Below are 23,905 nucleotides of genomic sequence, written 5' to 3'. Positions count from 1 at the left end.
CATAACCGAACGTCAACGCACACTGCTCATCCTATTCTACTGCTTGCGAGCCCCGAAGCGCTACGGGAAGAATCATGGTGAGCGTAAGCCCTCCTCCGGGAGTGGTGCCGGCACAGATGAATCCGTGATGAGCGTGTACCACGGATTTGGCTATGGACATGCCCAGACCGGTGCCGCCCTTCTCCCTGGCTCGGGAGGGATCGGCGGTATAGAAGCGCTCGAAGATCTGTGACTGCTTCTCCTCGGGCACTCCAGGCCCATGGTCGCGGAACATCATGACCGCGTACAACCGCCCCGGATCGTCCTCGTGCAGGTCGACCGCCATGTCGAGGAAATGTTCCAACGACAGCGAGGTCTGTTCCATATCCTGCAGCTCATCGGCACCCATACCCGAACGGATGATGTTCAGCCCTACTTCCACCAGCGAATCGGCTGGTGTGTAACGGTGAATGTTGCCCACGATGTTGGTCGCCACCTGTCGCAGCCGCGAGCCGTCGCCCTGCAGCTCGACATCGGGGAACCGTCCCTGCTTGAAGACCAGCTGGGACGGCTGACCGTCTATTTGCGGTGCAACCGCCAGAGTGCCGCGGTGAATGTCCCTCTTGGGGTCCAATGCATGCAGGTCATCGACGGCGTCACCGAGCATCTGATGCAGTTCCACCGTCTGCGTGGTGTCCACGCCGCGCCCTTCATCGAGCCGTGCCAAGGACAGCAGGTCTTCGACCAACACTGTCATGCGCGAGCTGGAATCCTCGATATGTGCGATGGAGGTATCGGCACGTTCCAACGCCCCGGGCATCTGCCGCTGCATGGTGTACAGTTCCGCGTATCCGTGGATGGCGGCGAGTGGAGTGCGCAATTCGTGACTGGCGTCGGAGACGAACTGTTTCATTTTCTCCGTGGTCACGCGCTGCTCTTTGAAACTCTGTTCGATGCGCGCCAACATGGCGTTGAGCGACGAGGCAAGAGAGCCGACCTCGGTGTTCGCAGGCGCCGTGGGAACGCGCTGCCCCAAGTCACCGTTGGCAATTTTCGCCGCCGTTTTCTCGATGCGTTTCAACGGGTCCAGCGTACGTCTGACGAGCAGGCTGCCCACCACGCCTCCGATGAGCACGATGCCCACACTCAAAAGCAAGGCATCACGGGTGAGTGTGCCCACCACGTCGATCTGGTCGCTCATGGATAAACCGATGTATACCACTTGCGTGGTCACCAACGTGCCATCATCACGCTTGTCCTGCCTGGCCAAGGCCAACACCCGCCAGGGCGCCTTGGCTTTCTGCAACGTCATCGAGTTCGCCGTCGGGCCGGCGCTGATGAGTTTGGATTGCGCGGTGAATGGCTCTCCAAGCTTCACGCTGCCCATAGATCCGTTTTCCGGCAAGTCCGGTTCAGCCAGCACATCATCCTTGAGCGTGGGGAGCAGCGGGGTGTAGATGATGCGATTCTCCATGTCGCGGTACTGCAGGAAATAGTCGTTGGGGATCCCTGAGCTGCGGCCGTCTCCTCTGCGCTGATCGAGCCATTTGGCGTTGTTGTAGATGAGCGGCGCTTGGTCACGAAGCTGGTTGTCGGTCTTCTCCATCAGGTAGTCGCCCACCAGCTGACGGATGGTGAATGAGATGCCGAAAGTACCGACGGCAAGCAGCACCAGCATGCATGCCACCAGTTTGACGGTGAGCGGTATGCCGTCCACTTTGCGCATGACAACATTGAGCAGGCCGGAATAGCGGCCATGCCCACCTTGTTCGGTGTCGTGCTCCTGATGCGCTGTGGACGTCATGAATTACGCTTTCTTTACGCTTTCTTCGGTTCGCGGATCATGTAGCCGATACCTCGCTTGGTTTCGATGAGCGGATCGACCTTGCGGGTCGTGCCATCGGCGCATTCCACCTCCACACCATCGACCTTCTTACGTAGGTACGAGATGTACGATTCCACAATAGCCGCGTCTCCGCCCCAGTCATACTGCCACACGTGGTCAAGGATCTGTGCTTTGGAAAGCACGCGGCCTACGTTGTCCATAAGATAGCGCAGAAGCTTGTATTCCGTGGGGCTCAAGTCAATCGGTTGACCGGCTCGACTCACATCGTGCGAGTCCTCGTTAATCTCCAAATCACCCACACGGATGATGGGATCGACCTCCTCCTGCTCGTGAGTGCGCCGCAAGATGGCTCGAATGCGGGCCACCACCTCTTCCAGGCTAAACGGTTTGGTCACGTAGTCATCGCCGCCGACCGTCAGTCCCATAATCTTGTCTTGCGTATCGTCCCGGGCAGTCAGGAACAGCACGGGTGCTTCCACCCCGGCTTGACGAATGCGACGGGTAACCGTAAAACCGTCAATATCCGGGAGCATGACGTCCAGTACGATCAAGTCAGGCTGAACCCGTTCTATAACCTCGATGGCTTCAGAGCCTGAAGCTGCGGTCTCCACTTCAAAGCCTGAAAAATGAAGAGAGGCAACCAGCAGGTCCCGAATCGAGGGTTCGTCATCCACCACTACCAGTGATGCTTCAATTGGTTTTGTCATGCCTCTACCTTCCCGCTGTCATCTGTATATTTCCTGAATGTTCTCTGCACGTTGCGCCCATAGCCGTTACTCACCGGTGTCGTTCGCTGTGCTGTCAGCCTGACGCTGCACGCTTTTTGCGTGATGTTTGGGCCTCTTGCGGGGATGCCGTTTACGGATACGCCACCAGCTCAGCACGATGCCGGCCGCCAAAGCCACGGCAGCCACCGAACCGGAGATAATCCATATCGTTTTCTCCCGGTCTTTTTTAACTTTTTGTATCTGCTTCATCATGGCCAATGCTGCTCCCGACCAGTCCGGGGCATCGGCTTTCTGCAACGGTTCCAGCGCTGCGTCGGAGAATTTATCGACGTTTTTCTGACTTTTCAGCCATGAATCTGAGTTCTTGGAAACCGCCACTACGAGGCGTCCGTCGTCTGAAGCCACTGCCAACAGCACTGTGTTCGGCTCTGGTTTGGTGGATTCCAAAGCATCCGAGACCCAAGTGTCAGGATGCTTCGATCCAGTAAAATTAGCCACATACAGCAAGCGTACGGCAACACCCGTGGCATTGTGAGTCTCGTTGATGGCATCGTTGATTTTTCCGTAGTTACTGCCGAGCAGGTTCTGCGTGTCGGTCACAGTACCGCTGGTTTCTGCGTCTTTTTGCTTAGCCATCCCTGGAACGGCAGTGCACGACAGCGTGAACGCCAACGCACAGACGAACGCCAACAGGAAACGAACGCAGGATGATAGCAGGACGTCTGCGCGATGCTCGGAACCGCCATGCACGCCAGTGTTGCGAGCATAGCGTCGGTTCCCGGTATGCACCATTCCAGCCTCACTTCGTGTCGTCACCTTGTACAGCCTTATCCATCACTCATTCTAGCCGCACCCATCAGCATCTGAGTGGTGTCAGTACTGAGCAATGCAAGATATCACGAAATCAAGCCGGCTGTGTAACAGCATGCACGGGTATCTAACAAAGACGGGTATCTAACAAAGATGCGCGGCCTCATTCAAAACGAGTCCGCGCATTTTCATTGGCATACAGGCACGAATGCCTGATGCAGTGACCATCGGCAAACACCAGCAATTACCGTTGCTCGCCGTCAATCAACTCAGTAGCCCATGTCAGCCTGTCCCTGAGCAGCAGCCGGTGCCGGCGGCTCAGGCTTGTTGGCGACCACAGCTTCGGTGGTCAAGAACAGGCCAGCGATGGAGGCTGCGTTTTGCAGAGCGGAACGAGTTACCTTGAGCGGGTCAGCGACACCGGCCTCAAGCAAGTCCTCGTATGAATTCGTCGCTGCATTGAAGCCTTGGCCTTCCGGCAGCTCTCGTACAGTATTGAACACCACGTCACCGGATACGCCAGAATTCTCGGCAATCTGCTTGATAGGAGCCTCGACTGCGCGGAACACAATCGCCGCACCCGTGGCCTCTTCATCAGACAGACTCTTGACTGCCTCGGAACCTTCGGCCTTCTTGGCAGCCTGCACCAGGGCGACACCACCACCAGGCAGCAGACCCTCTTCGATGGCAGCCTTGGCGTTGCGCACAGCATCCTCGATACGGTGCTTGCGCTCCTTGGCCTCAACTTCGGTAGCAGCACCCACCTTGATAACGGCTACGCCGCCGGCGAGCTTAGCCAGACGCTCCTGCAGCTTCTCGCGGTCATAGTCGGAATCGGTGTTGTCGATTTCGGCGCGAATCTGAGCAACGCGAGCATCGACATCATCCTTGGAACCGCCACCGGAAACGATGGTGGTCTCTTCCTTGGAGACGATGATCTTCGCAGCATGTCCCAGCACGGACATGTCGATGGAGTTGAGCTTGAGCCCCAGATCGTCAGATACGACCTGAGCACCGGTAAGTACCGCAATATCCTGCAGCATGGCCTTGCGGCGGTCACCAAATCCCGGAGCCTTGACTGCACAGGAATTGAACGTACCACGGATCTTGTTAAGAATCAGCGTCGGCAGAGCCTCGCCGTCCACATCCTCAGCAATGATGAGCAGCGGCTTGCCGGACTTCATGACCAGTTCAGCCACGTGGACGATGTCTTCCTGACTGGAGATCTTGCCGCTGGTCAGCAGGATGTAGGGGTCGTCCAGCACAGCAGTCTGCTCGTCGTTGTTGGTGACGAAGTACGGGGAAATGTAGCCCTTGTCGAAACGCATGCCCTCGGTGAAGTCAAGATCGAGACCGAAACGGTTGTTGTCCTCGACGGTGACAACACCATCCTGGCCAACCTTGTCAAGAGCTTCGGCGATCTTGTCGCCAATCTCAGGATCGGCAGCAGAAATGGTGGCGGTGGCGGCAATCTGATCCTTGGTTTCCACATCCTTGGCTACGGCCATGAGCTCCTTGACGATGGCCTCAGAAGCCTTCTCAATGCCACGACGCAGCGCAATCGGATTAGAGCCAGCCACTACGTTCTTCAGCCCTTCGTGCACCAAGGACTGAGCCAAGACGGTCGCCGTGGTCGTGCCGTCGCCGGCAACGTCATCGGTCTTCTTGGCAACTTCCTTGACCAGCTCGGCACCGATGCGAGCGTATGGATCCTCAAGTTCGATTTCCTTGGCGATGGATACACCGTCATTCGTGATGGTGGGGGCACCATAGGACTTATCGAGCACAACGTTGCGCCCCTTGGGTCCCAGCGTCACCTTAACGGTGTTGGCCAGCTCGTCAAGACCAGCCAGCATTCCCTGACGAGCTTCCTCGTCATATGCAATCATCTTTGCCATTTATTCCTCCACATAAGGTTCACGGCTATTGTCGATCCACCCAAGGCTTAAGCGACTCTCGACCGTCAGCTGCCGATTATCACTCTCGCACCCCGAGTGCTAACAGGCAATCTTAGCACTCTGCCATTGCGAGTGCCAACTGTGTTCGCAATTGCGCTGAAGGCATGAAACATAAACCTCATCCCAGCCACCGCAAACCGGAACACCATCACAAAACAAGTCAAGACGTCGCTTCAGCGCCTTCTGCAATCCGTTACAGCACACCCGCGCTTCACCCAGCCACACAGCCTATCTCATGCCACATCGCACAACAATTCAATCTCACAACAAAAAACGAGGCCCCATCTACACTGCCCGATGAAACCTCGCTGATAAAAATGCAGCAGCATCAATCAGTAATCAGCGTTCATATCGTCGTCATACCGGTCATACCGGCTTCTTCTCCTCTGGCGAGAGGAATAACCGTTTCTGTCGCCGCTGCCGATCTTGATGGCCGACGTGGCCTGCAACCCTTTCTGACCTTGCTCGAATTCAAATTCGACCTTGTCCCCATCTTCAAGCTTCTTGAACCCATCGCTCTGAATAACCGAGTAGTGAACGAAAACATCCTCACCACCATCATCAGGGCTGATGAAGCCGTATCCCTTACCTGAATTGAAAAACTTCACGGTACCTATTGCCATAATGTAAACCACTCTCTTCAATCGAGCCGCGGACTGTAGCAGCGGAGTGCAAACTTACACCTCCACCAGCACGGCTTAGAGATTGAGTATACATGCTTTTTGCATAGGTTATTGTCACAACACGCCCGGATTAATGCAAAGCGACAACATGAGCGAAATTACACAATAACACGTAGACGTTTCACCAGTAAACAACCACCCAATCCAGACACTTCAAACATTATCGTCTGTATATTAATACGGCTCATGCAGAATACAGAAAAGCCCGGATCGTTGCGACACCATCGCAACGATCCGGGCCCAAACCATCGCGGCTTAGTTCATCAACACCACCTCGACAGGAACCGAGATCGCCGTCTGCTGCTCAACAGCAGCGATACCCAAAACCTTCGCCACATCTTCCGCAGTCGCCTTGTCGGCTTCGTTCTGATACCACACGACTGTGGCGCTGGGAGCCTGACCCGCAATATTGCCCGCAGTCGCATTGGCATAGCCGGCCTGCTGAAGCATCTGCTGCTTGGCTGCCGCATGACCGGCAATCTGCGTGCCATTGGCGACCTTGATGGAGGTCTGCTTGTTCGCAGCAGCCGGTGCAGGCTGATTCTGCGCAGGCTTCTCCCCTTCCTTCTTATCAGAGTCCTTCTGCACATCGTCCGCGTCGGACTTCTTGTCCTTGTCCGAATCCGACTGACCGTCGTCCTTGGACGAGTCAGCGGAATCAGAGTCCTTCTGCTTGTCAGAATCCGTAGTCTGTGACGCAGTATCGGAACTCCACGGCAGATGGATGCGCGAAAGCTCACCTGACAGCATGCCCCAGACTAACAAGCCCGCAGCGGCAGCCACAATGATGACAATCACATAGGGCATGGTACGCGCCCAGAATGAGGCCGCACCCTGATGAGCCCCCACAGGACCCACTGGTGGATGATCGAAGATATCCTCGCCGTACGACTCGTCTGTATCGTTGCGCTCGCGTGCCATAGTCGCCCTTTCCTACCTATTATCTCTCCCAAGTGTACCGTCCAGCGCAGCCAAATTCATTTGGCATGCAACACGAAAACTCTTCCCTGACCGACTGCAAAAAAGCAAGATAGGCACCGGAACCTACAGTGGCAGTATGACTCAAGCGCATATCAAACCACTGTCGGATCTCGTCGAGTCGGGCTGGGCGCAGGCTTTGGCTCCGGTCGAACCGGACATTCACCGCATGGGAGACTTCCTGAGAGCCGAACTTGCCGCAGGCCGCAGATATTTGCCTGCAAGTCACAATATTCTACGGGCGTTCACCATACCCTTCGACAGCATCAAGGTGCTCATCGTCGGGCAGGACCCATACCCCACTCCAGGTCATCCCGTCGGTTTGAGCTTCTGCACCGCCCCCGAGGTGCAGCCCGTCCCCAAAAGCCTCATCAACATCTATAAGGAACTGCACGACGACTTGGGGGTGCCCATTCCATCAAACGGAGACCTGACACCATGGTGCAGCCAAGGTGTGATGCTGCTGAACCGCTGCTTGACAGTACAGGCAGGACGACCGAACAGCCATCAGGGAAAAGGTTGGGAGAGCATCACCGAAGCCGCCATCGACGCCTTGAATGCGCGCAGAGATGAAAACGGCTCTCCCAAACCGCTTGTGGCCATTCTCTGGGGGCGTAACGCGCAAAGCTTAGAGCCAAAACTCACCAATGCGTTCATCATCAAATCCCCCCATCCAAGCCCGCTTTCCGCCTCGCGGGGCTTCTTTGGTTCGAAGCCGTTCTCACGCGCGAACGCCGCACTGCAGTCCGCGGGAGCGACCCCTGTCGACTGGAGTCTGCCCTCCTCCTCATCTCAACCTCTCGCTACAATCTGAGCCATCGATAAGTGGCCACACCGCACAATCTGGAATCAACCCGGAAGAAAGAATCGAGCGAAGCCCATGGCATTATTCCCACCGCGTCCGCAGTCGCCTGCGCATAATCCGACGCCTACCACTCCTACCGGCGAAGCACCCGCCGCAAGCACGTCAAGTCTCTCCCCGGCCGATGTGAACAGAGCCAAAGCCTTGGCGAACCGCCTGCGTGCCAGATTCACACATTCACTCGTCGGCCAGGACGACCTGCGAGAAGCCATGATCACCACACTGGTGGCTGGCGGCCACATGCTGATTGAGTCGGTACCCGGGCTGGCCAAGACCACTGCAGCGCAGATTTTGGCCACCTCGACTTCAGGAACGTTCAAGCGCATCCAGTGCACCCCCGACCTGATGCCCTCCGACTTGGTGGGCACCCAGGTGTTCGACTTCTCCAAGCAGCGCTTCAACACGCAGATTGGCCCGATTCACGCCAATTTCGTGCTGCTGGACGAGATCAATCGTTCCAATGCCAAAACACAGTCGGCCATGCTTGAAGCCATGGCTGAGGGAGCCACCACCATCGGCGGGCAGCGCATCGCCCTGCCCAACCCCTTCATGGTGATCGCCACACAGAACCCCATCGAGGAAGAAGGCACGTATGCACTGCCTGAAGCCCAGATGGACCGCTTCATGATGAAGTCGGTCATGTCCTACCCCACCGCCGAGCAGGAGCAGCAGATGCTCAATATGCTCACCAAGCGCGGATCCGACTCGCTCGACCCTTCGCAGATGGGGCAGGAGGCCCTCGGCAGCAAGGATATCCTCTTCCTGCGCGCCGCCGCACGTCAAGTGCATGTCTCGGATGCCATCATGGCCTACGCGGTCGATCTGGCATCTACCTCACGAGGCGCCGGCACCCACCCGCTCCAGCAGCTTGCCTCCTTGGTCCGTCTCGGTGCCAGCCCACGTGCTTCCATCGCTCTGGTTCGCATCGGTCAGGCTACGGCATTGCTGGCCGGGCGTGACTATGTAGTGCCAGAAGACATCAAGGCGTTTGCACATGAAGTGCTGCGGCACCGCATCATCCTCACCTTCGAAGCCCAGGCACAAGGCATCAACGCCGACCAGATCATCGACTCCATCGTCGAAACGGTACCCGTTCCATGAGCATCATGTCGTCAGCAGCCACCCAGAGCGCCAACGTGCGCCGCAAAATCGAGAGCATGGCAAGTACGCTGAATCTGCCTACCGTGCGCAGAGCTTTGGGCGTACTGGAAGGTGAGCATGCCTCCATGCAGCGCAACGGCGTGGGAGACCTCATCGGCACCAGGGAATACACCGACGAGGACGAGGCCAGACTCATCAACTGGAAGCTCAGCGCACGCGCAGGCCGCCCTATGGTCACGGACCGCGAGCGACTGGTGACCACGCGCATCTGGCTCATGCTCGATACCGGCAAGCAGATGGCCGGAACGTGTCCTTCAGGGGAACCTGCTTGGGCCGTAGCGGCAAACGCCCTGTGCATGTACGCAGCTCTCAGCTCCCGCCGCCATGACGACATCTCACTGGTGCTGGCCAATAACAGCACCATCACCCGCATCCCGTGCAAAGGCGGTCTGGCGCAGTTTGAGCGCACCATAGACCAGGGGCTTAACCGCGACTGGCAAGCCAAAGGCAACCTTGCCGCACTGCTGGACTATGCCAGCCGCAGCGTGGATGACGGGTCGATGATCGTGCTCGCCACCGACGAACGGTCACTCGACGAGAGTCATCTTGACGCCATCCACCGCATCGCCACCCGTCACCCCTTCGTGCTGGTCAATATCTCCATGCTCAATCCCTTCGCACCACATGCTTTAGGCGATGACGTACGCATTCGAGAAGGCGAGTCGCGCCGCCGCATACCCGCGTTCATGCGAGATGCCACCGCGGCTCGGCAGACGGACGAGCAGCGCAGACATCAACGGGAAACACTCGAACAAGAGCTGCGCACCTGCCAAGCCTCGCTGCTGCAGGCTTCCGGGTCACAGGACATGTTCGACTCGTTCGTCGCCCTGGCTTCGCAAACGCTTGAACAGGGTTCCCCTTCCCCGCTCGCGGCACCGTCTGCGACTACGATGGGAGGCATTCGATGACGGTAACACCCGCACATTTCACGTCGGTATGGTCAAACTCGGTCGAAGCCGCCAAGACCATGCCCAAACCTCAAGACCCCATATCGACGCCAACCGTGCTCATCGTGGCCTTGATAGCGCTGTTGGTCATCGCGGCAATAGCCATCACCGCGGTGGTATGGCTCTCCATGCGCAAGACGGAAGCCCCCATCGAACAGTCCACACCACAGCCGAGAGAGCCGGAACTCCCCCGTCCCACCGACAAACGATCGTGGCATAAGCGCATTGAAGATGTGGTGCAACGCTACGATGCGAAAAAATTGTCCCGTCAGGACGCCGTGCAGGAACTTGCACTCATCGCACGCCAATTCGCGTCGGCGACCACTGGCAGAGATCTGACTTCAAGCACATTGAGAGACATTGACCGAGAACCTGCGGGAGGCGAAATCGGACACGGCATGAACCTGTTCAAGCAAACCATCAACGCATTGTACCCACCTGAATTCGCGCACGCTTCCAGCAACGACCCCTCACAAGGAGCCAGTGTGGAGCAAGCGGCCAAGTGGGTGTCCAACTTGGTGGAAAGGTGGCGCTCATGACACGAACCGTGAACATGCCGGCGTCCATGATGATCTCCTGGCACTGGCCTTGGGCCTGGATCGTTGGCCTCGCCGTATGCGCGGTGTGCCTCATCGGATGGAAAATCGTGCAGCGCAAACGTGACGCGGCACCGCACCAGCCAAAAGGCAACGAAGCGCTGATCTTCAATCTCGATCAGGATTTCAACACCGAATACACCTCGCATATGCTCCATCAGTGGGAGATACTCAACCGTGTGGCCGTAGGAATCATGGCAATGGCCATGGCACTGGCCGTCACCCTGGTAGCTCGCCCCTCCCAGGTCAGAGAGGAAGATGAACGAGCCAGCAGTCGCGATATCGTGCTCTGTCTCGACGTCTCCCCCTCCATGCTGGCCTACGACCATGAGGTACTTGGCCAGTACCTCAAACTTATCAACAATTTCAAAGGTGAGCGCATCGGACTGAGCCTGTTCAACTCCACATCCCGATCGCTCTTCCCCCTGACCGACGACTACGAACTGGCTTCATCGCAGCTTAAGTCCGCGGCGGATATCTTGGGAAAGGTGTCCTCGCAAGACAAGATCGACAAAATGGATGCACATACCACCCAGCAGTTCTCCGATCTGATCGAGGGCACACAAAACCGCAAGGACATGACCTCGTTGATCGGTGACGGCTTGGTGAGCTGTGCCGCCATGCTGCCCGGATTCACCTACGGCACCAGCCGAACGGACAAGAACGCGCCTGCTCCCCGTCCCGCCTCCATCGTGCTTGCGACGGACAACGCGTCAGGTAAATCAACCTACACGCTCGATGCCGCGCTTAAACTCACCTCTCAGGCAGGCATCAGCGTGGACGGACTCTACTCCGGCCCGCAGAGCGAAAAGGACGGCAAAAACGCGAATGACATGCGTCAGTCCATCGAAGCCCATGGCGGCACCTACTCCGACGACGGCAGCGACGCAAAAGCCATTCAAAACCTGGTGCAGAGCATCGAGAAGCGCAAGAACAAAACACAGAAGCGGGAACTCAAGGCACTGATGGTGGATACACCCGGCTGGTGGACGTTTGCCCTAGCGGTTCTACTGTGTGCCTGGCTGGCGTTGACCTGGAAGTTGAGGCGTTGAGATGAACGGACAGAAAGCCACCATCATGGCCCAGGTCACGCTCGCTCCGGCATTGGGATGGCCCGTAGGCATCATCATCGCCGTAGTCATGATTGCCATGGCAGTTTCGACGGTAGTGCTGTACCGCCGTGGGCAGGACGGCAGCAGCGACGTGACACGGGGATCGACCATACGCCGCGTACTGATGTGCGTACTGGTGGCCGTTATGGCGCTTACCCCGAGCATGACGGAATTCACCCGCGCCCGAGCAGTGAACGCCACCGACGTGGTCATCGCCACCGACGTGACCGGTTCCATGGCGGTAGACGACGCCCACTATGGTTCGGCAGACACCATCAGCCGACTCGCCGCTGCTCAGGACGCCGTGAACGACCTGACGCAGTTGTACCCGAATTCGAACTTCACTGCCCTGCACTTCGGAGCGAAGGCCGCAACTGACGTCCCGCTGACCCCCGATACCGAAGCAATCAGCAACTGGGCTGACGGTCTGCGAGCCGAAGCCACCGACCAGTCGGCAGGTTCAACTCTCGATACCGTACTCGATCCGCTGTTGCTGACATTGAAGTCCATACGTTCCAGTCACCAGCATGACACCATCGTGCTCTACCTCATCACCGACGGCGAGCATACCTCATCGAAGAACCGCAGGTCTTTCTCCGCTCTGCGGCAGTATCTTGATAACTCATTCACCATCGGAGTCGGCTCCAAGCAAGGTGGCAATATTCCCACCATCACCGCCGATCCCACCGGTTCAGGAACCGACGTGAGCACCGGCAGCTGGGTCACCGACCCAAGCACCGGTCAGCCCGGCGTCTCAAAAATGGATGCCAAAGAGCTCAGTGCCATAGCCGATGAAATGAGCGGCGACACCGTTTTCTTGGACAAGAACCACAAACTCGACGCTTCCGACACTGTGGAACGGTCGGACGACTGGAACATCACCGAGGGGGCTACCAAGCACGAACGTCTCAACCCTGTGGTCTGGCCGTTCGCCATTGCGTTCGCCCTACTGCTCGCCTACGAGATGGGTGTGTGGCTTTCGACCTCCAGGAGGCTCATATGAGTGCAGATGCAGAACGCAATATCTCCCCCGCCGCCACAAGGCCAGCAGAGGGGGAAACCTCGGGCAGCGACTCAAAAACAGCCGAAACCCGCACGCCGTTATGGGCACGCATCGCACTGGTCGCAGTTGCGGTGCTGGCCTTGTGCGGTGCCGGCGTGATAGCTGTCAATCTCTCAGCCATCGGCACCTACAACCAGGCTACCGAAAGCCTTAATCGCAATCTGAAACTCTCGAAAAGCGACACCGTCGACCTCAACAAGCTCGCCGTGCAGCAGCAGCAGACCGACGAACAGTTCAGCGACGCCTCGCAATTCAATCCACTGTTACTCCCGCAAATCAGGCAGAGCGTCGAATCGAATACGCAGATTTCACACTCACTCACCTCCTCCACCAAGCACAAGATTCGCGTGGCGAAACGCGAGGCGGAGAAGAATGCTTCCGACCCTGCGTCCGCAAACGGGGGGAAAGACGGCAAAGGGTCGTTAAACGACGACCAGCGAGCGCAGGTCGAAGAGCTGCTTTCCGCGAATCAGCCTGCCAGCGGAAGCAACAACAACGGCAGCAACCATGCCAAGCGCGATCAAAACACCAAGCCATGGTGAGGTGCCGGTGAACCTCCTGTGAAGCAGAATGTCCGTGTTGTCCTACCTAGGGCACACGGACATTCTGTTTCAGGCCAGCCGTTCACGGCTGGCGCTACCCTTAGAGCATGCAGTTGACCGAAATCTCCCCCTCGATTCCTTTGACTTCGCTGGATGGTCGCTACCGCAGGCAGACCCTTCCCCTGGTCGAATACCTCAGTGAACCTGCGCTCAACCGAGAGCGCATCGTCGTTGAAACGGAATGGATGATACTCCTGGCCAACGGGTATGCAGACAATGGCCACCGACAGCTCGTCCCAGGCGTACAGCCGCTGAACGATGCAGAGATACGCTACCTGCGCGGCATCGCGGATGGCTTCGATGAGGAGGGCATAGCCCGCCACGCTCAGCTCGAATCGCAGACACACCATGACGTGAAGGCTGTGGAATACTATATCGACGAATGCCTGGACGCCGCAGAAGACGAATTGGGGGAAGATACACAGCTGCCCCGTCTCAAGACCTTAGTGCATTTTGCCTGCACGTCAGAAGACATCAACAACTGCGCGCAAGCCCGTTGCGTCAAGCACGCCATGGAACACGTGTGGCTGCCCGCCGCCACCCGTCTCATTGACCGTCTTGATGCCCAGGCTCGTGAGTACCGAGATATTCCCATGCTCGCCCTGACCCACGGACAACCAGCCACCCCCACCACACTCGGCAAGGAACTGGCGGTATTCTCCCACCGTCTGCGCAGACAACTGCGGCATGTGGAGCGTCAGGAGTACCTCGGCAAGTTCAACGGGGCGACCGGCACATACGGAGCGCATATGACCGCATGCCCTGATACCGACTGGATAGCCGTATCCCGCGAGTTCGTGGAAAGGCGTATGGGGCTGAGCTTCAACCCGCTCACCACACAGATCGAAAGCCATGACTGGCAGGCGGAACTGTACGGCACCATCAGTCACGCCAACCGCGTGTGCCACAATCTAGCAGTGGATATGTGGATGTATATCTCCCGAGGCGTGTTCGCTCAGGTACCGGTCGCCGGTGCCACAGGATCGTCCACCATGCCGCACAAAGTCAATCCGATTCGCTTCGAAAACGCTGAAGCCAACTTCGAGCTTTCCTGTTCCCTGCTCGACACGCTGGCCTCCACCTTGGTGGAAAGCCGCTGGCAACGCGACCTGACCGATTCCACCACCCAGCGCAACATCGGAGCTGCACTGGGCTACTCGCTGCTGGCTTTGGACAATCTGGACGCAGGCTTGGCTTCCGTACGTCCCAACACCGAAGCCATGGACCGCGAGCTTGACGGAAACTGGGAAGTGCTGGGAGAACCCATTCAGACGGCGATGCGTGCGCAGGAACTCGCCGGCAGGCCTGGGATGGATCACCCTTATGAAAAGGTCAAGGAGCTCATGCGCGGCCACGAAATCGGTCGCGATGACGTGGAGGAGTTCATCGATTCCCTTGACTTCGACGAGGCCAGCGCCGCCCGTCTCAAGGCACTCACTCCGCAGCAGTACACCGGTCTTGCCTCAGCATTGGTGGACATCGATCAGCGATGAAGAATCGTAGCGAATATACCGGCGATACCGACGTTCATGCAGTGGAAATCGACGATACCGCCCCGGAGCGCACCCATAATTTCAATGATCTGATGCACGCTGCAGCATCGTTTATCATCGCTCTGGTGGTGATTTTCGTAGCGCTGTACATGCGCGGCATCACCCGCGGAGTAGAAGTGGATGCCAGGTCGGCCGGAGCCGCCATTGACTGGATCATGGATGTACCATCCTCGGTATTGCAGCAGATGGCATCGTTCGTCATCGTCATCGGCGTACTCATCCATCTGCTGGTCAATCGTGAGTGGATGCAATCGGCGGTAGCCGTCATCTCACTGTTCTGCGGCTATGCGACGGTATTGGCGCTCTCGCTGCTGTTCACCAAATTTGGCCAGCCTGCGTTGTTGGCAGCGGTTACCTCGCCCGGCGAGGGATCCGGCTCAAGCGTACTGCCCGACATCTACGCCGGCATCGGCGCGTTTCTGACGGTGGCAGGCCCTAGACGCGTGCGTTCCAGTGTGAAGTGGAGCTGGAACCTACTCTACGTAGTGGCTGTCATCTTGGTCATCGTCTCTTGGCATTCGGTAATCGGGGTCATCATATCCTTCACGGTGGGGCGCATCATCGGCATGGTGCTGCGCTTTACGATGGGCACCTACAGCAAAGGACTGTGGGGACAACAGATTGTGCAGGCGGTGCAAGGCATCGGGCTGGATTTGATTTCATTGCACCGCCGGCAAGGCACGAACAATGAGACCGGTGTGCTACAGACGGCGCTCGACGATGATCTGACCGAGAATTCACGTATCTACGATGCCACCGACCGGGCGGGTGTGCATTACATCATCTCGGTATTGGACGCGCAGCCGCACAATACCGGCTACTGGAACCAGCTGCTGCAGGTGCTGCGTTTCAGCGGCGTGACCATGCGTCTCGACCGTTCGGCCAACGACGCCACCCATCACCATCTCTCCATGGTTCTAGGGCTGCGCAACTGCGGCCTTGCCGTGCCCGATGCCTACGGAGTCGTGGAAGGAGAAGAGTCATCGGTATTGGTGTTCCGCCAAGACGGCACTCCCCGACCGATTGACCTCGCTCATATGAGTGAGGATGCCGCCGCCGACTTCATGCGTTATCTCAGCCGAGCCAACGACCGCGGCTACACACATCGCCGCATCACGCCGGATACCTTGGCATGTCTCGACGACGGCACGCATATCATTGCGGGATGGCAGAACGGCGACTGCGCCAGTTCCAGCACCAATGTGGCCGTGGATAAAGTGCAGCTGCTGGTGCTGTGTGCCACGCTTTTAGGAGAAGAGACCGCCATCGACGTGGCCCGGCGCGTGTGGGGCGACAAGACGCTCCTGGCACTCACTCCGTTTGTACAAAAGGTCATCATTCCAGCACAGACACGAACTCTGCCCGGCTGGGACAAGCAGCTTGTCTCCCAAATGAGAGAACGTCTCACCGCACTGGCGCCCAGTGGCGATGAAGCCCCGGCAGAACCCGTCACTCTGGCTCGATTCAATGTGAAATCATTCCTATCCATCACGTTGCTCATCATTGCGGTGGCAGTCATTTTCACTCAGCTCAAACCCGACGAGGTGATTGCTGCGGTCACCCATGCGAACATATGGTGGGCTCTGATATGCCTGGGCTGCTCCATGCTCGCATGGGCCGCATCCGGCCTCACGCTCGGTGCGTTCATGGACAGGAATCGACGCAGTCCTTTCTCGCTCTTCTGCTCACAGGCCGCATCCGGCTTCACTGCCGTAACCATGCCCGCCGGGGTGGGGCCTGCGTTCGTCAACCTCCAGTATTTGCGCAAGAGCGGATATACCAATACTGCGGCAACGGCCATCATGAGCGTGACCTGGGTGGTGCAGGGAGCCACAACGATCATTCTGCTGCTCTTCATGGGCCTGTTCACCGGTCGCAACATGTTTTCCGGCGGCGTTCCCACCAACACGCTGGTGGTGGTCATCGGCATCATTGTGCTTGTGTTGTGCGCGGCAATGGCGATTGCTCCGGTGCGCCGCCTGATCATCACCAAGTACATCCCGATGCTCAAATCGTACGCCCGCCAACTGGTAGACGTGCTCTCGCAACCTCGCAAGCTCGCGTGGAGCGTGCTGGGAGCCGTACTGCTCAACGCCGCTACCGGCTTGGGCTTCTGGGCGGCGCTTATGGCATTCGGATACCATTCGAACCCCATCGAGACCACGTTTGTATTCCTGCTGGCCAATACTCTCGGCTCGGCCATGCCCACCCCGGGAGGTCTGGGAGCCATTGAGGCGGCGCTCACCTTTGCGTTTACTTCTATAGGGGTTCCTGCCGCAGTGGCGCTTTCCTCCACATTGGTGTACCGCGTCGGGTTCTATTGGCTGCGCATTCCCATCGGCGCTCTGGCGCTTAAATGGTTAAACAGAAACAATTTAATCTAATAATGCCGCAAAAAAGGCAATTTTCTAGGAAAAAAGACCGAAAAACCCTGACATGTCGCCGTTTTTGCCCGGGTCATGCGCTAAACTCAAGGGTGACCAAGGTTTTCGCACGTTAGAGCGGAGGCCCCGAGTAATCAAAGGATCGCATTTCTATGGCATACAACAAGTCAGACCTCGTCTCGAAGATCGCGCAGAAGTCCAACCTCACCAAGGCTCAGGCCGAGGCGGCCGTCAACGCTTTCCAGGATGTGTTCGTGGAAGCCATGCAGTCCGGTGAAGGCCTGCGACTGACCGGTCTCTTCTCTGCCGAGCGTGTGAAGCGCGCCGCACGTACCGGCCGCAACCCCCGCACTGGCGAGACCATCAAGATTCCGGCATCCTACGGCGTTCGTATCTCCGCCGGATCGCTCCTCAAGAAGGCCGTATCCTCCAAGTGAGTCATTGACGCTCCACGCATCGCAAGTCTCTGCCCGCTCTCACGGTCAGGGACTTCTTTGTTTGTAGGCCCATACGTCTGTGTGGCTCACATTGTGTCAGCTCATGGAAAAGGCACAAGCCAGAACACCTATAATCGCTCTTAGAACCGTTACCGCAGAAAGGCCCGTCAGATGAATTTGAGAGAGCTAGCCCTCGAAGTGGCCAGTATTGTGCAGGATGCCGGACGGCATGCATTCCAAAGCCAGACCAATCCGCATGACCTTATTCTCTCCCCGATTCCAGCTACCAAAACGCGCTTGGAATCGGTCATCGACAAGAAGCTCGTCAGCTTCATCGAAAACCGGCTTACCTATCTTGCGCCGGGTCAAGGCATGTGGAGAGACCGCCCAGAGCACGGCAAACCTGGCGACCGGTTCTGGTGTGTGGGCAATGTTGACGGCACCAGCAACTTCACCCGCAACATGCCTGAATGGACCATCACCGTATCTTTGTTCGAATTCGTGACCGCAACCCACGCCCACCCCATTCTGGGCGTCGTGCACGCACCGGCGCTGGGCGTCACCTACCTGGCAGCCGAGGGAGAGGGAGCCATACGCATTCGACGCACCCCAGCCGGAGACAGACACGAACGCATCATGCCGTCTACTGTGGCACATCTCGACGGATCCATCGTCAGTTTCGGTATGCCCTACATACCTGAGGAATCCGGCAGAGCATTCCGAGTGCTCGGCCGCATCGCCGGCAAACCGGCCGATGTGAAACGAGTCGGCCCGGTCTCGCTGGATTTGTGCCGAGTGGCCGACGGTACCTACGACGCCTACTTCGAACCACACCTACACCCATGGGACATTCCCGCTGTCTCCGCAGGCACCGTGGTGGTGCGGCAAGCCAAAGGCAAGGTAAGCCAGTGGTGCTCGGACACCATACACTGGCGTGGCGAAAACGACATCGTGGCCTCAAATGGGCTTATCATCGACGAGCTCAGCCCCTATTTTGAGGATCTGGACGACTGATCCGAAGCCCAAAACCGGGGCTTGAATGCCGCATCAAGTCGAGAGGCGCCAACTCGAACCCGGTTGACGCCTCGCATTACGTGGTTGGTGCCTCACATTGAGGCCAGGCACCAACATGCGGCACATTCTTCTGTTAATCGAGGAACGCACCTGACCCCAAGTGTGCGCCACGTGCCCAGTCGGCGGCTTTCATGGACTTTTTGCCCTGTACGGTAACCTCTTCAAGCTCCAGTGCCTGCGAGCGCGTACCTACCCATACATGTTTCTTGTTCACGGCAAGCACGCCCGGCAAAAGACCGACAGGTGCACCACAATCTTCCTCGGCCACGCGCGCCTTGAGCACATGCATCAGCACGGCATCCTCAGTATCCTTTCCGGCCCCACTGCCATCGACGTGCAGACGGCACCATGCACCCGGATCAGGTGTGCATGCACGAATCTGACGATCTGCGGCGAATGCCGGAACGTCGAAACGAATATGCGCGTCTTCCGTGGTGATCTTCCTAGCCACTTCGTAGGATCCCCCGGGCTGTTCCTGAGGCAGAATCTCCCCGCTGGCCATAGCCTGCAGTGCAGCGGTCATCAACCGGGAACCGTCTTGAGACAGGCTCGTCAGCACATCACCCGAAGTGCTATGAGCGCCGATGCCAAGCGTGGACTGCGCCAGGATGGGACCGGTATCCATGCCTTCGGTGAGACGGAACACCGTCGCTCCCGTAACCGTTTCTCCAGCCCAGATGGCACGCTGCACAGGAGCCGCACCCCTCCACTGTGGCAGCAGGGAAAAATGCAGGTTGTACCAGCCCAATGGCAAAGCCTCAAGCACCGGTTTACGCAGTATTTTCCCATAAGCCACAATGGCACCTGCCTGGGCACCGGTGGACTGAATCTGCTCGACGAACCCCGAATCCTTGGGATCGCTGTCCAATACGGGAATACCAAGCTCAAGCGCAGCCTCTTTAACAGGACTGGGAGTAAGTTTCCGGCCGCGCCCACGCACCGCATCCGGACGCGTCAACACCGCCACCACCTCAAAGTGCTCCGTGTCTTGCGACAACGACCGCAACGTAGGCACTGCCGCTTGAGGAGTGCCTGCAAACAATACTTTCAACATTTCAGTCCCTTCATTTTCCGTCGGCACACCAACCGACTCGTAACAGTCTGCCGCCATTGTATTCCAGCCCATCCCACTGTTGGACGGACATCAACCAATACACCAGAAACCTCCACCGCATTCTCGCTTCATGCCTGTACTGCGTTAGGTCAGATCCTTGGGATCCAGTTGGAAGCGCAACTCTCCCGGTTCACGACTCGCCACGTGCCGAGCCGAAGCCGTGTGCAACCGCTGTGCCAGTTCACCGCGTCTCGCCAAGGGTACCCTCACTACGGCTTTGACACGGTCGCGAGTGGCCTCCAACTCGCGTGCGTCCATGGTACGTGGCTGTGCAATCGGCACCGGCCCCAGTACCGAAGGGAACGTTTCACCCCCTACCGGCACTTCGGAAAAATCTCCACCCAACGCACCGATGTCCCGCAGCATCCGCATTACGGCATCCCGCTTGCCCCAGACCGTGGCAGCACTCACCACTGGCGGGAAGCCGGTCTCGGCACGCTCCTTGACCTCCCGTGAAGCGAGTACGCGAGAATCCCACAGTACCAGCGACATGGCAATGGCCGGATCACTTTCACCTAGGATAAGCGCTTGTCCTCCTTGCGCTCGAGGGGCACACATCGCCACGGCACGCATCCATGCGCTCAACGCGTCTTGCCTTGCGTCGATTCCGGGAGCGTACAGACTCGTCCATGCGTCCAAAATAGCCACTGCTTGATAGGAACCGGGCCGGTCAGGATGGTTCCGGTCGGATTCCACCCGCGGTTCAGCACCGGGCGTGGCAATGACGAGCAGTGGCCGGTCAGGGACCCGGGCAACCACACCTTGCGCCTGATGCGGACTGGACAACACCATGGAAACCCCATGGAACAACTGGCTCAATTCCTCAGCGGTGCCAGCCGCTCCCACACGCACCGATCGCATACGTGTCTGATGGCAAGCCGGGCAAGACCAATCAGAAGCCATGGCTCCGCACCAGCCACAACGCGGTGCTTCACCATGCACCAGACGCAACGGGCCGGTGCACTTGCGGCAACGCGCCTGCCGGTGGCAATGCGAGCAACTGAGCGCTTGTGCAATACCGTCCTGCGGAATGGAGAACAATACCGGCCCTCGTTCCAAGGCCTCGCTCAAGATGCGCACCGCGCTGTGTGGCACACGCGCACCAACGGTCGAATCAGCCAACCGGCTCAACTCATCACGGTTGAACCACCGAGTCCATGGGGTTGCCTCTTTCAACGCAGCCGGCAGCGGGTGCAACGCCACGCTCCGCCCGCTGATCTGCGTCTCACACACCTGAGGCAACTGCAGCTTCGGTTCGGCTTTATCCCCGGCATCCCGGCCTTCATCTGCCACTTCAACACGCGGCATATCCGACCGTTCATACTCCTGCTCGGCATCCGGTGCGATGCCGGTCTCCCCGCTTTCCCACTGGCTGATGGGACTGCGTGCCTGTGCCATCACCACCAGCGTACCGGCATGCGCCTTGGCACGCAGTCGCAACACACCGCGCGCAGATGCGTATGGCATCATACCGTCGGCATACTGGTAGGCGCTATCCTCAACGATGGCGAACAGCGCTTCGCCTTCCATCGGCGCGTACATGGCGGCTCTGGTACCGACCACGCAGCGCACTTGACCATTCGCCACCGCCACATACGAACGATATCGCTCGGCCTGCGGCATGGAGGCACTCAGGCATGCCACATCACCGGTGAAACCGCCATGACCGGCTTGAGTACGTCTGAAAGCGGTAAGACCGTAGGCGCTCAACGCTTGCATCATATCGTTGACTTCACGCATGGACGGCATAACCAGCACGGCGCCGCGCCCCGACAGCAGCGACCGCGCCGTCATCCATGCCAAGTCCCGAGCCCACTGGCCCGCCCCCGGCATGGCATCTACCACAAATGGGGAAAATCCATGCTCGCCGAGTGCATCTCGGAGTGCGGTCGTATGGTCAAAGCAGCCTTGCAATCGGTTCAGTTCTTGGTCAATCAACACCTCATTGAGACGAGGTGAAGTACCGGCACCGCCAAACGCCTGTCGCGCCCCCAGTGCTTCACCGGTATGTTGCGCACCGGAAAGCGAGCTGGTTTCATGGTCTTGAGGTGATTGTTCGACGCACGCAGTGACGGACTGCCTACCGATTGCCAAGGCCAGGCGCTGCTCTTCGTCCACCTTCGCCACTCTTGCAGGCACCGCCAGACGGACAATGTTGGCCAGTGTGCCTCCATAGGCCTGAGCGATCAGTTCGATATCCCGGCGCATGGAATCGCCGACCAGCACGCCTCCGCTCAGTACACGTTCAAGGTAGCGCAGCGAAGACGCAGGTGCGTCGCTGGTGGCGGTGCGCGACCAGATGATGCCGTTGAGCTTCTGCCCGCCGAAGCGCACCCGCACCATGACACCAGGCTGGGCGTCTTCGTCGAGCTTCTCGTCGATGAGGTAGTCAAAAGTACGTCCCAGATGGGCAGCCTGAACATCGAGCACCACCTGCGCCACAGGATAGCGACCAGCCGGATGACGTTCCTTCGGCGCACGCTTGCGACGTTTGCGCGGAGCCAGCCCCGCCAGTGCCAGTTGCTCAGCCTCCTGTGCCATACTCACCGCCTTTACGCTCAATACCAATGATGGCGACGATGTCTGACACCGTCGCCATCAGCACATGCCTTTCATCCCGTCGAAGGGATTACCACGTCAGGTATGTGCATCTCACGCCATGTGCGGCGTTGCCACGCATGGGCTCCTATTTACTCGGACTTGATGCGAGCATCCTTGACCCACCACGGACGCAGCGGATATGTGGATGTCATGGCCTCTCCTCCGGGGCGCACGCATAGGAACTGGTGAATCTGAATGTTGTTCAGTTCGAAGTTCAGCGCGCATCCGGCCATGTACAGCCCCCACAGGCGGGCCTTGGGCTCGCCCATCAGCTCCACGGCACGATCCCAGCCAGCCACCAGGTTTTCATTCCAACGGTGCAGGGTGAGCGCGTAATGCTGACGCAGATTCTCCTGATCCACCACTTCGAAGCCGGTGTCGTGGATCACGGTCTCAATCTCACCGGGGCTGGCAAGCTGCCCGTCCGGGAAGATGTAGCGATCGATGAACTCGCCTGCGGACTTGCCGGTCATCGAGTTGACACGGGTGATCTGATGGTTGAGCAGACGTCCGCCGGGCTTGAGCTTGTCGAAAATCTCCTGGAAGTAGCCCGGATAGTTCTTAAAGCCCACATGTTCCATCATGCCCAGAGAGCAAATGCCATCGAAATCACCTTCCGGCACGTCACGATAGTCCATCTGACGCACCTCGGCGAGATCTTCCAACCCCTCACGCTTAATCCATTCCTGCGCCCATTTGACCTGTTCTCCAGCCAAGGTAACACCCAGCACACGAATGCCGCGTTTGGCGGCACGAATAGCCATGGAACCCCAACCGCATCCAATGTCGAGCAAACGGTCGCCGGGTTTGAGGTCAAGCTTATCGAGCACCAGATCGAGCTTGCGTGTTTCCGCTTCCTCAAGGGAGTCCTCAGGAGACTCGAACACGGCGCATGTGTAGGTCATGGAAGGGCCGAGGAAGAGGCGATAGAACTCGTTGGACTGGTCGTAGTGGTAGCTCACGGTAGCGGAATCACCCTTTTCCGTGTGCGGCATGAGTCCGGCAGCCCTACGCTTCCAGCGGCTTGGCCCTTCGATGGCCGGAGCCTCGGGGTGATGGATGCCGTGCGAGTAGACGCTGGCGACGACACGTGCCAGGTCGGCGGGATTCGGCTTCTTCACATCGGACTTGAGAGCCACCAGCTGCTTGAACACCTCGTACGGGTCTCCCGGCACCAGCTCCGGAGAGCTGATATCGCCCTGCAGATACGCGCGCGCGAGTCCCAGATCGTTGGGATGATCCACCATGTAATACACGGCACGCGAATTGTTGACGTCAATGTGCAGCGGAGCGTCCTGCGGGCCGAATGACGACCCGTCAAACGCTGAAATGTTGATTCTTCCTGTGTCGACGAGGAACAAACTCATGATGTCCGACACGCTCATAGCGGCCATGCGCCACCTCCATATCAAAATTC

At 58.2% G+C, this 23,905-nt stretch carries 20 protein-coding genes; 11 read left to right on the top strand and 9 right to left on the bottom strand.

Going from position 1 to position 23,905, the window contains the following annotated elements:
- Positions 1–31: 31 nt before the first annotated feature.
- From AC3B5A_RS00185 to AC3B5A_RS00160, 6 genes are all read right to left on the bottom strand, one after another.
- Positions 32–1,783: a sensor histidine kinase gene (locus tag AC3B5A_RS00185; RefSeq protein ID WP_489797914.1), complete on the bottom strand. Its 1,752-nt coding sequence runs from the start codon at positions 1,781–1,783 to the stop codon at positions 32–34.
- Between the two features lie 14 nt (positions 1,784–1,797).
- Positions 1,798–2,532, bottom strand: coding sequence for a response regulator transcription factor (locus tag AC3B5A_RS00180; RefSeq protein ID WP_489797912.1), 735 nt, complete (start codon positions 2,530–2,532; stop codon positions 1,798–1,800).
- A 66-nt stretch (positions 2,533–2,598) separates the two neighbouring features.
- The gene (locus AC3B5A_RS00175; protein ID WP_489797911.1) at positions 2,599–3,189 is read right to left on the bottom strand and encodes a TPM domain-containing protein; all 591 of its coding nucleotides are present in this window, start codon (positions 3,187–3,189) and stop codon (positions 2,599–2,601) included.
- A gap of 443 nt (positions 3,190–3,632) precedes the next feature.
- Positions 3,633–5,261 (bottom strand): chaperonin GroEL, encoded by a 1,629-nt coding sequence (gene groL / locus AC3B5A_RS00170; protein ID WP_489797910.1) that lies wholly within the window; start codon positions 5,259–5,261, stop codon positions 3,633–3,635.
- A gap of 392 nt (positions 5,262–5,653) precedes the next feature.
- Entirely contained in the window at positions 5,654–5,944 is a 291-nt protein-coding gene (locus tag AC3B5A_RS00165; protein WP_489797908.1) for a cold-shock protein, read from the bottom strand.
- Between the two features lie 315 nt (positions 5,945–6,259).
- Positions 6,260–6,925, bottom strand: a complete 666-nt coding sequence (locus AC3B5A_RS00160) for a LytR C-terminal domain-containing protein (RefSeq protein ID WP_489797907.1) — start codon at positions 6,923–6,925, stop codon at positions 6,260–6,262.
- Positions 6,926–7,061: 136 nt separating this feature from the next.
- Here AC3B5A_RS00160 and AC3B5A_RS00155 point away from each other — a divergent pair, with 136 nt between their 5' ends.
- The 11 genes from AC3B5A_RS00155 to AC3B5A_RS00105 all read left to right on the top strand — a co-directional run bounded on the left by AC3B5A_RS00155 (position 7,062) and on the right by AC3B5A_RS00105 (position 18,713).
- Positions 7,062–7,796, top strand: a complete 735-nt coding sequence (locus AC3B5A_RS00155; protein WP_489797905.1) for a uracil-DNA glycosylase — start codon at positions 7,062–7,064, stop codon at positions 7,794–7,796.
- 66 nt (positions 7,797–7,862) lie between these two features.
- Positions 7,863–8,945, top strand: coding sequence for an AAA family ATPase (locus tag AC3B5A_RS00150; RefSeq protein ID WP_489797904.1), 1,083 nt, complete (start codon positions 7,863–7,865; stop codon positions 8,943–8,945).
- Between the two features lie 5 nt (positions 8,946–8,950).
- A complete protein-coding gene (locus AC3B5A_RS00145; RefSeq protein ID WP_489797903.1) occupies positions 8,951–9,913 on the top strand; it encodes a DUF58 domain-containing protein in 963 nt (320 codons plus the stop codon).
- Complete coding sequence (locus AC3B5A_RS00140) at positions 9,910–10,491, top strand: hypothetical protein (RefSeq protein ID WP_489797901.1); 582 nt, start codon at positions 9,910–9,912, stop codon at positions 10,489–10,491. The genes AC3B5A_RS00145 and AC3B5A_RS00140 overlap by 4 nt, the downstream gene beginning before the upstream one ends.
- A 26-nt stretch (positions 10,492–10,517) precedes the next feature.
- Positions 10,518–11,600, top strand: a complete 1,083-nt coding sequence (locus tag AC3B5A_RS00135) for a vWA domain-containing protein (RefSeq protein ID WP_489798462.1) — start codon at positions 10,518–10,520, stop codon at positions 11,598–11,600.
- 25 nt (positions 11,601–11,625) lie between these two features.
- The gene (locus AC3B5A_RS00130) at positions 11,626–12,663 is read left to right on the top strand and encodes a vWA domain-containing protein (protein ID WP_489798460.1); all 1,038 of its coding nucleotides are present in this window, start codon (positions 11,626–11,628) and stop codon (positions 12,661–12,663) included.
- A complete protein-coding gene (locus AC3B5A_RS00125; RefSeq protein WP_489797899.1) occupies positions 12,660–13,265 on the top strand; it encodes a DUF6466 family protein in 606 nt (201 codons plus the stop codon). The genes AC3B5A_RS00130 and AC3B5A_RS00125 overlap by 4 nt, the downstream gene beginning before the upstream one ends.
- A 107-nt stretch (positions 13,266–13,372) precedes the next feature.
- Entirely contained in the window at positions 13,373–14,818 is a 1,446-nt protein-coding gene (gene purB / locus AC3B5A_RS00120; protein ID WP_489797897.1) for an adenylosuccinate lyase, read from the top strand.
- Positions 14,815–17,262, top strand: coding sequence for a lysylphosphatidylglycerol synthase transmembrane domain-containing protein (locus tag AC3B5A_RS00115; protein WP_489797896.1), 2,448 nt, complete (start codon positions 14,815–14,817; stop codon positions 17,260–17,262). Before purB ends, AC3B5A_RS00115 begins: the two co-directional genes overlap by 4 nt.
- A 152-nt stretch (positions 17,263–17,414) precedes the next feature.
- Entirely contained in the window at positions 17,415–17,699 is a 285-nt protein-coding gene (locus AC3B5A_RS00110; protein ID WP_489760673.1) for an HU family DNA-binding protein, read from the top strand.
- Between the two features lie 171 nt (positions 17,700–17,870).
- Positions 17,871–18,713, top strand: coding sequence for an inositol monophosphatase family protein (locus tag AC3B5A_RS00105; protein WP_489797894.1), 843 nt, complete (start codon positions 17,871–17,873; stop codon positions 18,711–18,713).
- Positions 18,714–18,846: 133 nt separating this feature from the next.
- On the opposite strand, the gene fmt is transcribed toward AC3B5A_RS00105, so the two are convergent.
- The 3 genes from fmt to AC3B5A_RS00090 form a co-directional block, all read right to left on the bottom strand.
- Positions 18,847–19,827 carry a methionyl-tRNA formyltransferase gene (fmt, locus tag AC3B5A_RS00100; protein WP_489797892.1) on the bottom strand — a complete coding sequence of 327 codons (981 nt, stop codon included), beginning with the start codon at positions 19,825–19,827 and terminating at the stop codon, positions 18,847–18,849.
- Between the two features lie 144 nt (positions 19,828–19,971).
- A complete protein-coding gene (locus AC3B5A_RS00095; protein WP_489760676.1) occupies positions 19,972–22,428 on the bottom strand; it encodes a primosomal protein N' in 2,457 nt (818 codons plus the stop codon).
- Positions 22,429–22,577: 149 nt separating this feature from the next.
- Positions 22,578–23,882 (bottom strand): class I SAM-dependent methyltransferase, encoded by a 1,305-nt coding sequence (locus tag AC3B5A_RS00090; RefSeq protein WP_489797890.1) that lies wholly within the window; start codon positions 23,880–23,882, stop codon positions 22,578–22,580.
- Positions 23,883–23,905 lie beyond the last annotated feature (23 nt).

Source organism: Bifidobacterium sp. ESL1133 (assembly GCF_058107325.1).
This window is presented reverse-complemented; position numbering and strand designations above follow the sequence as displayed.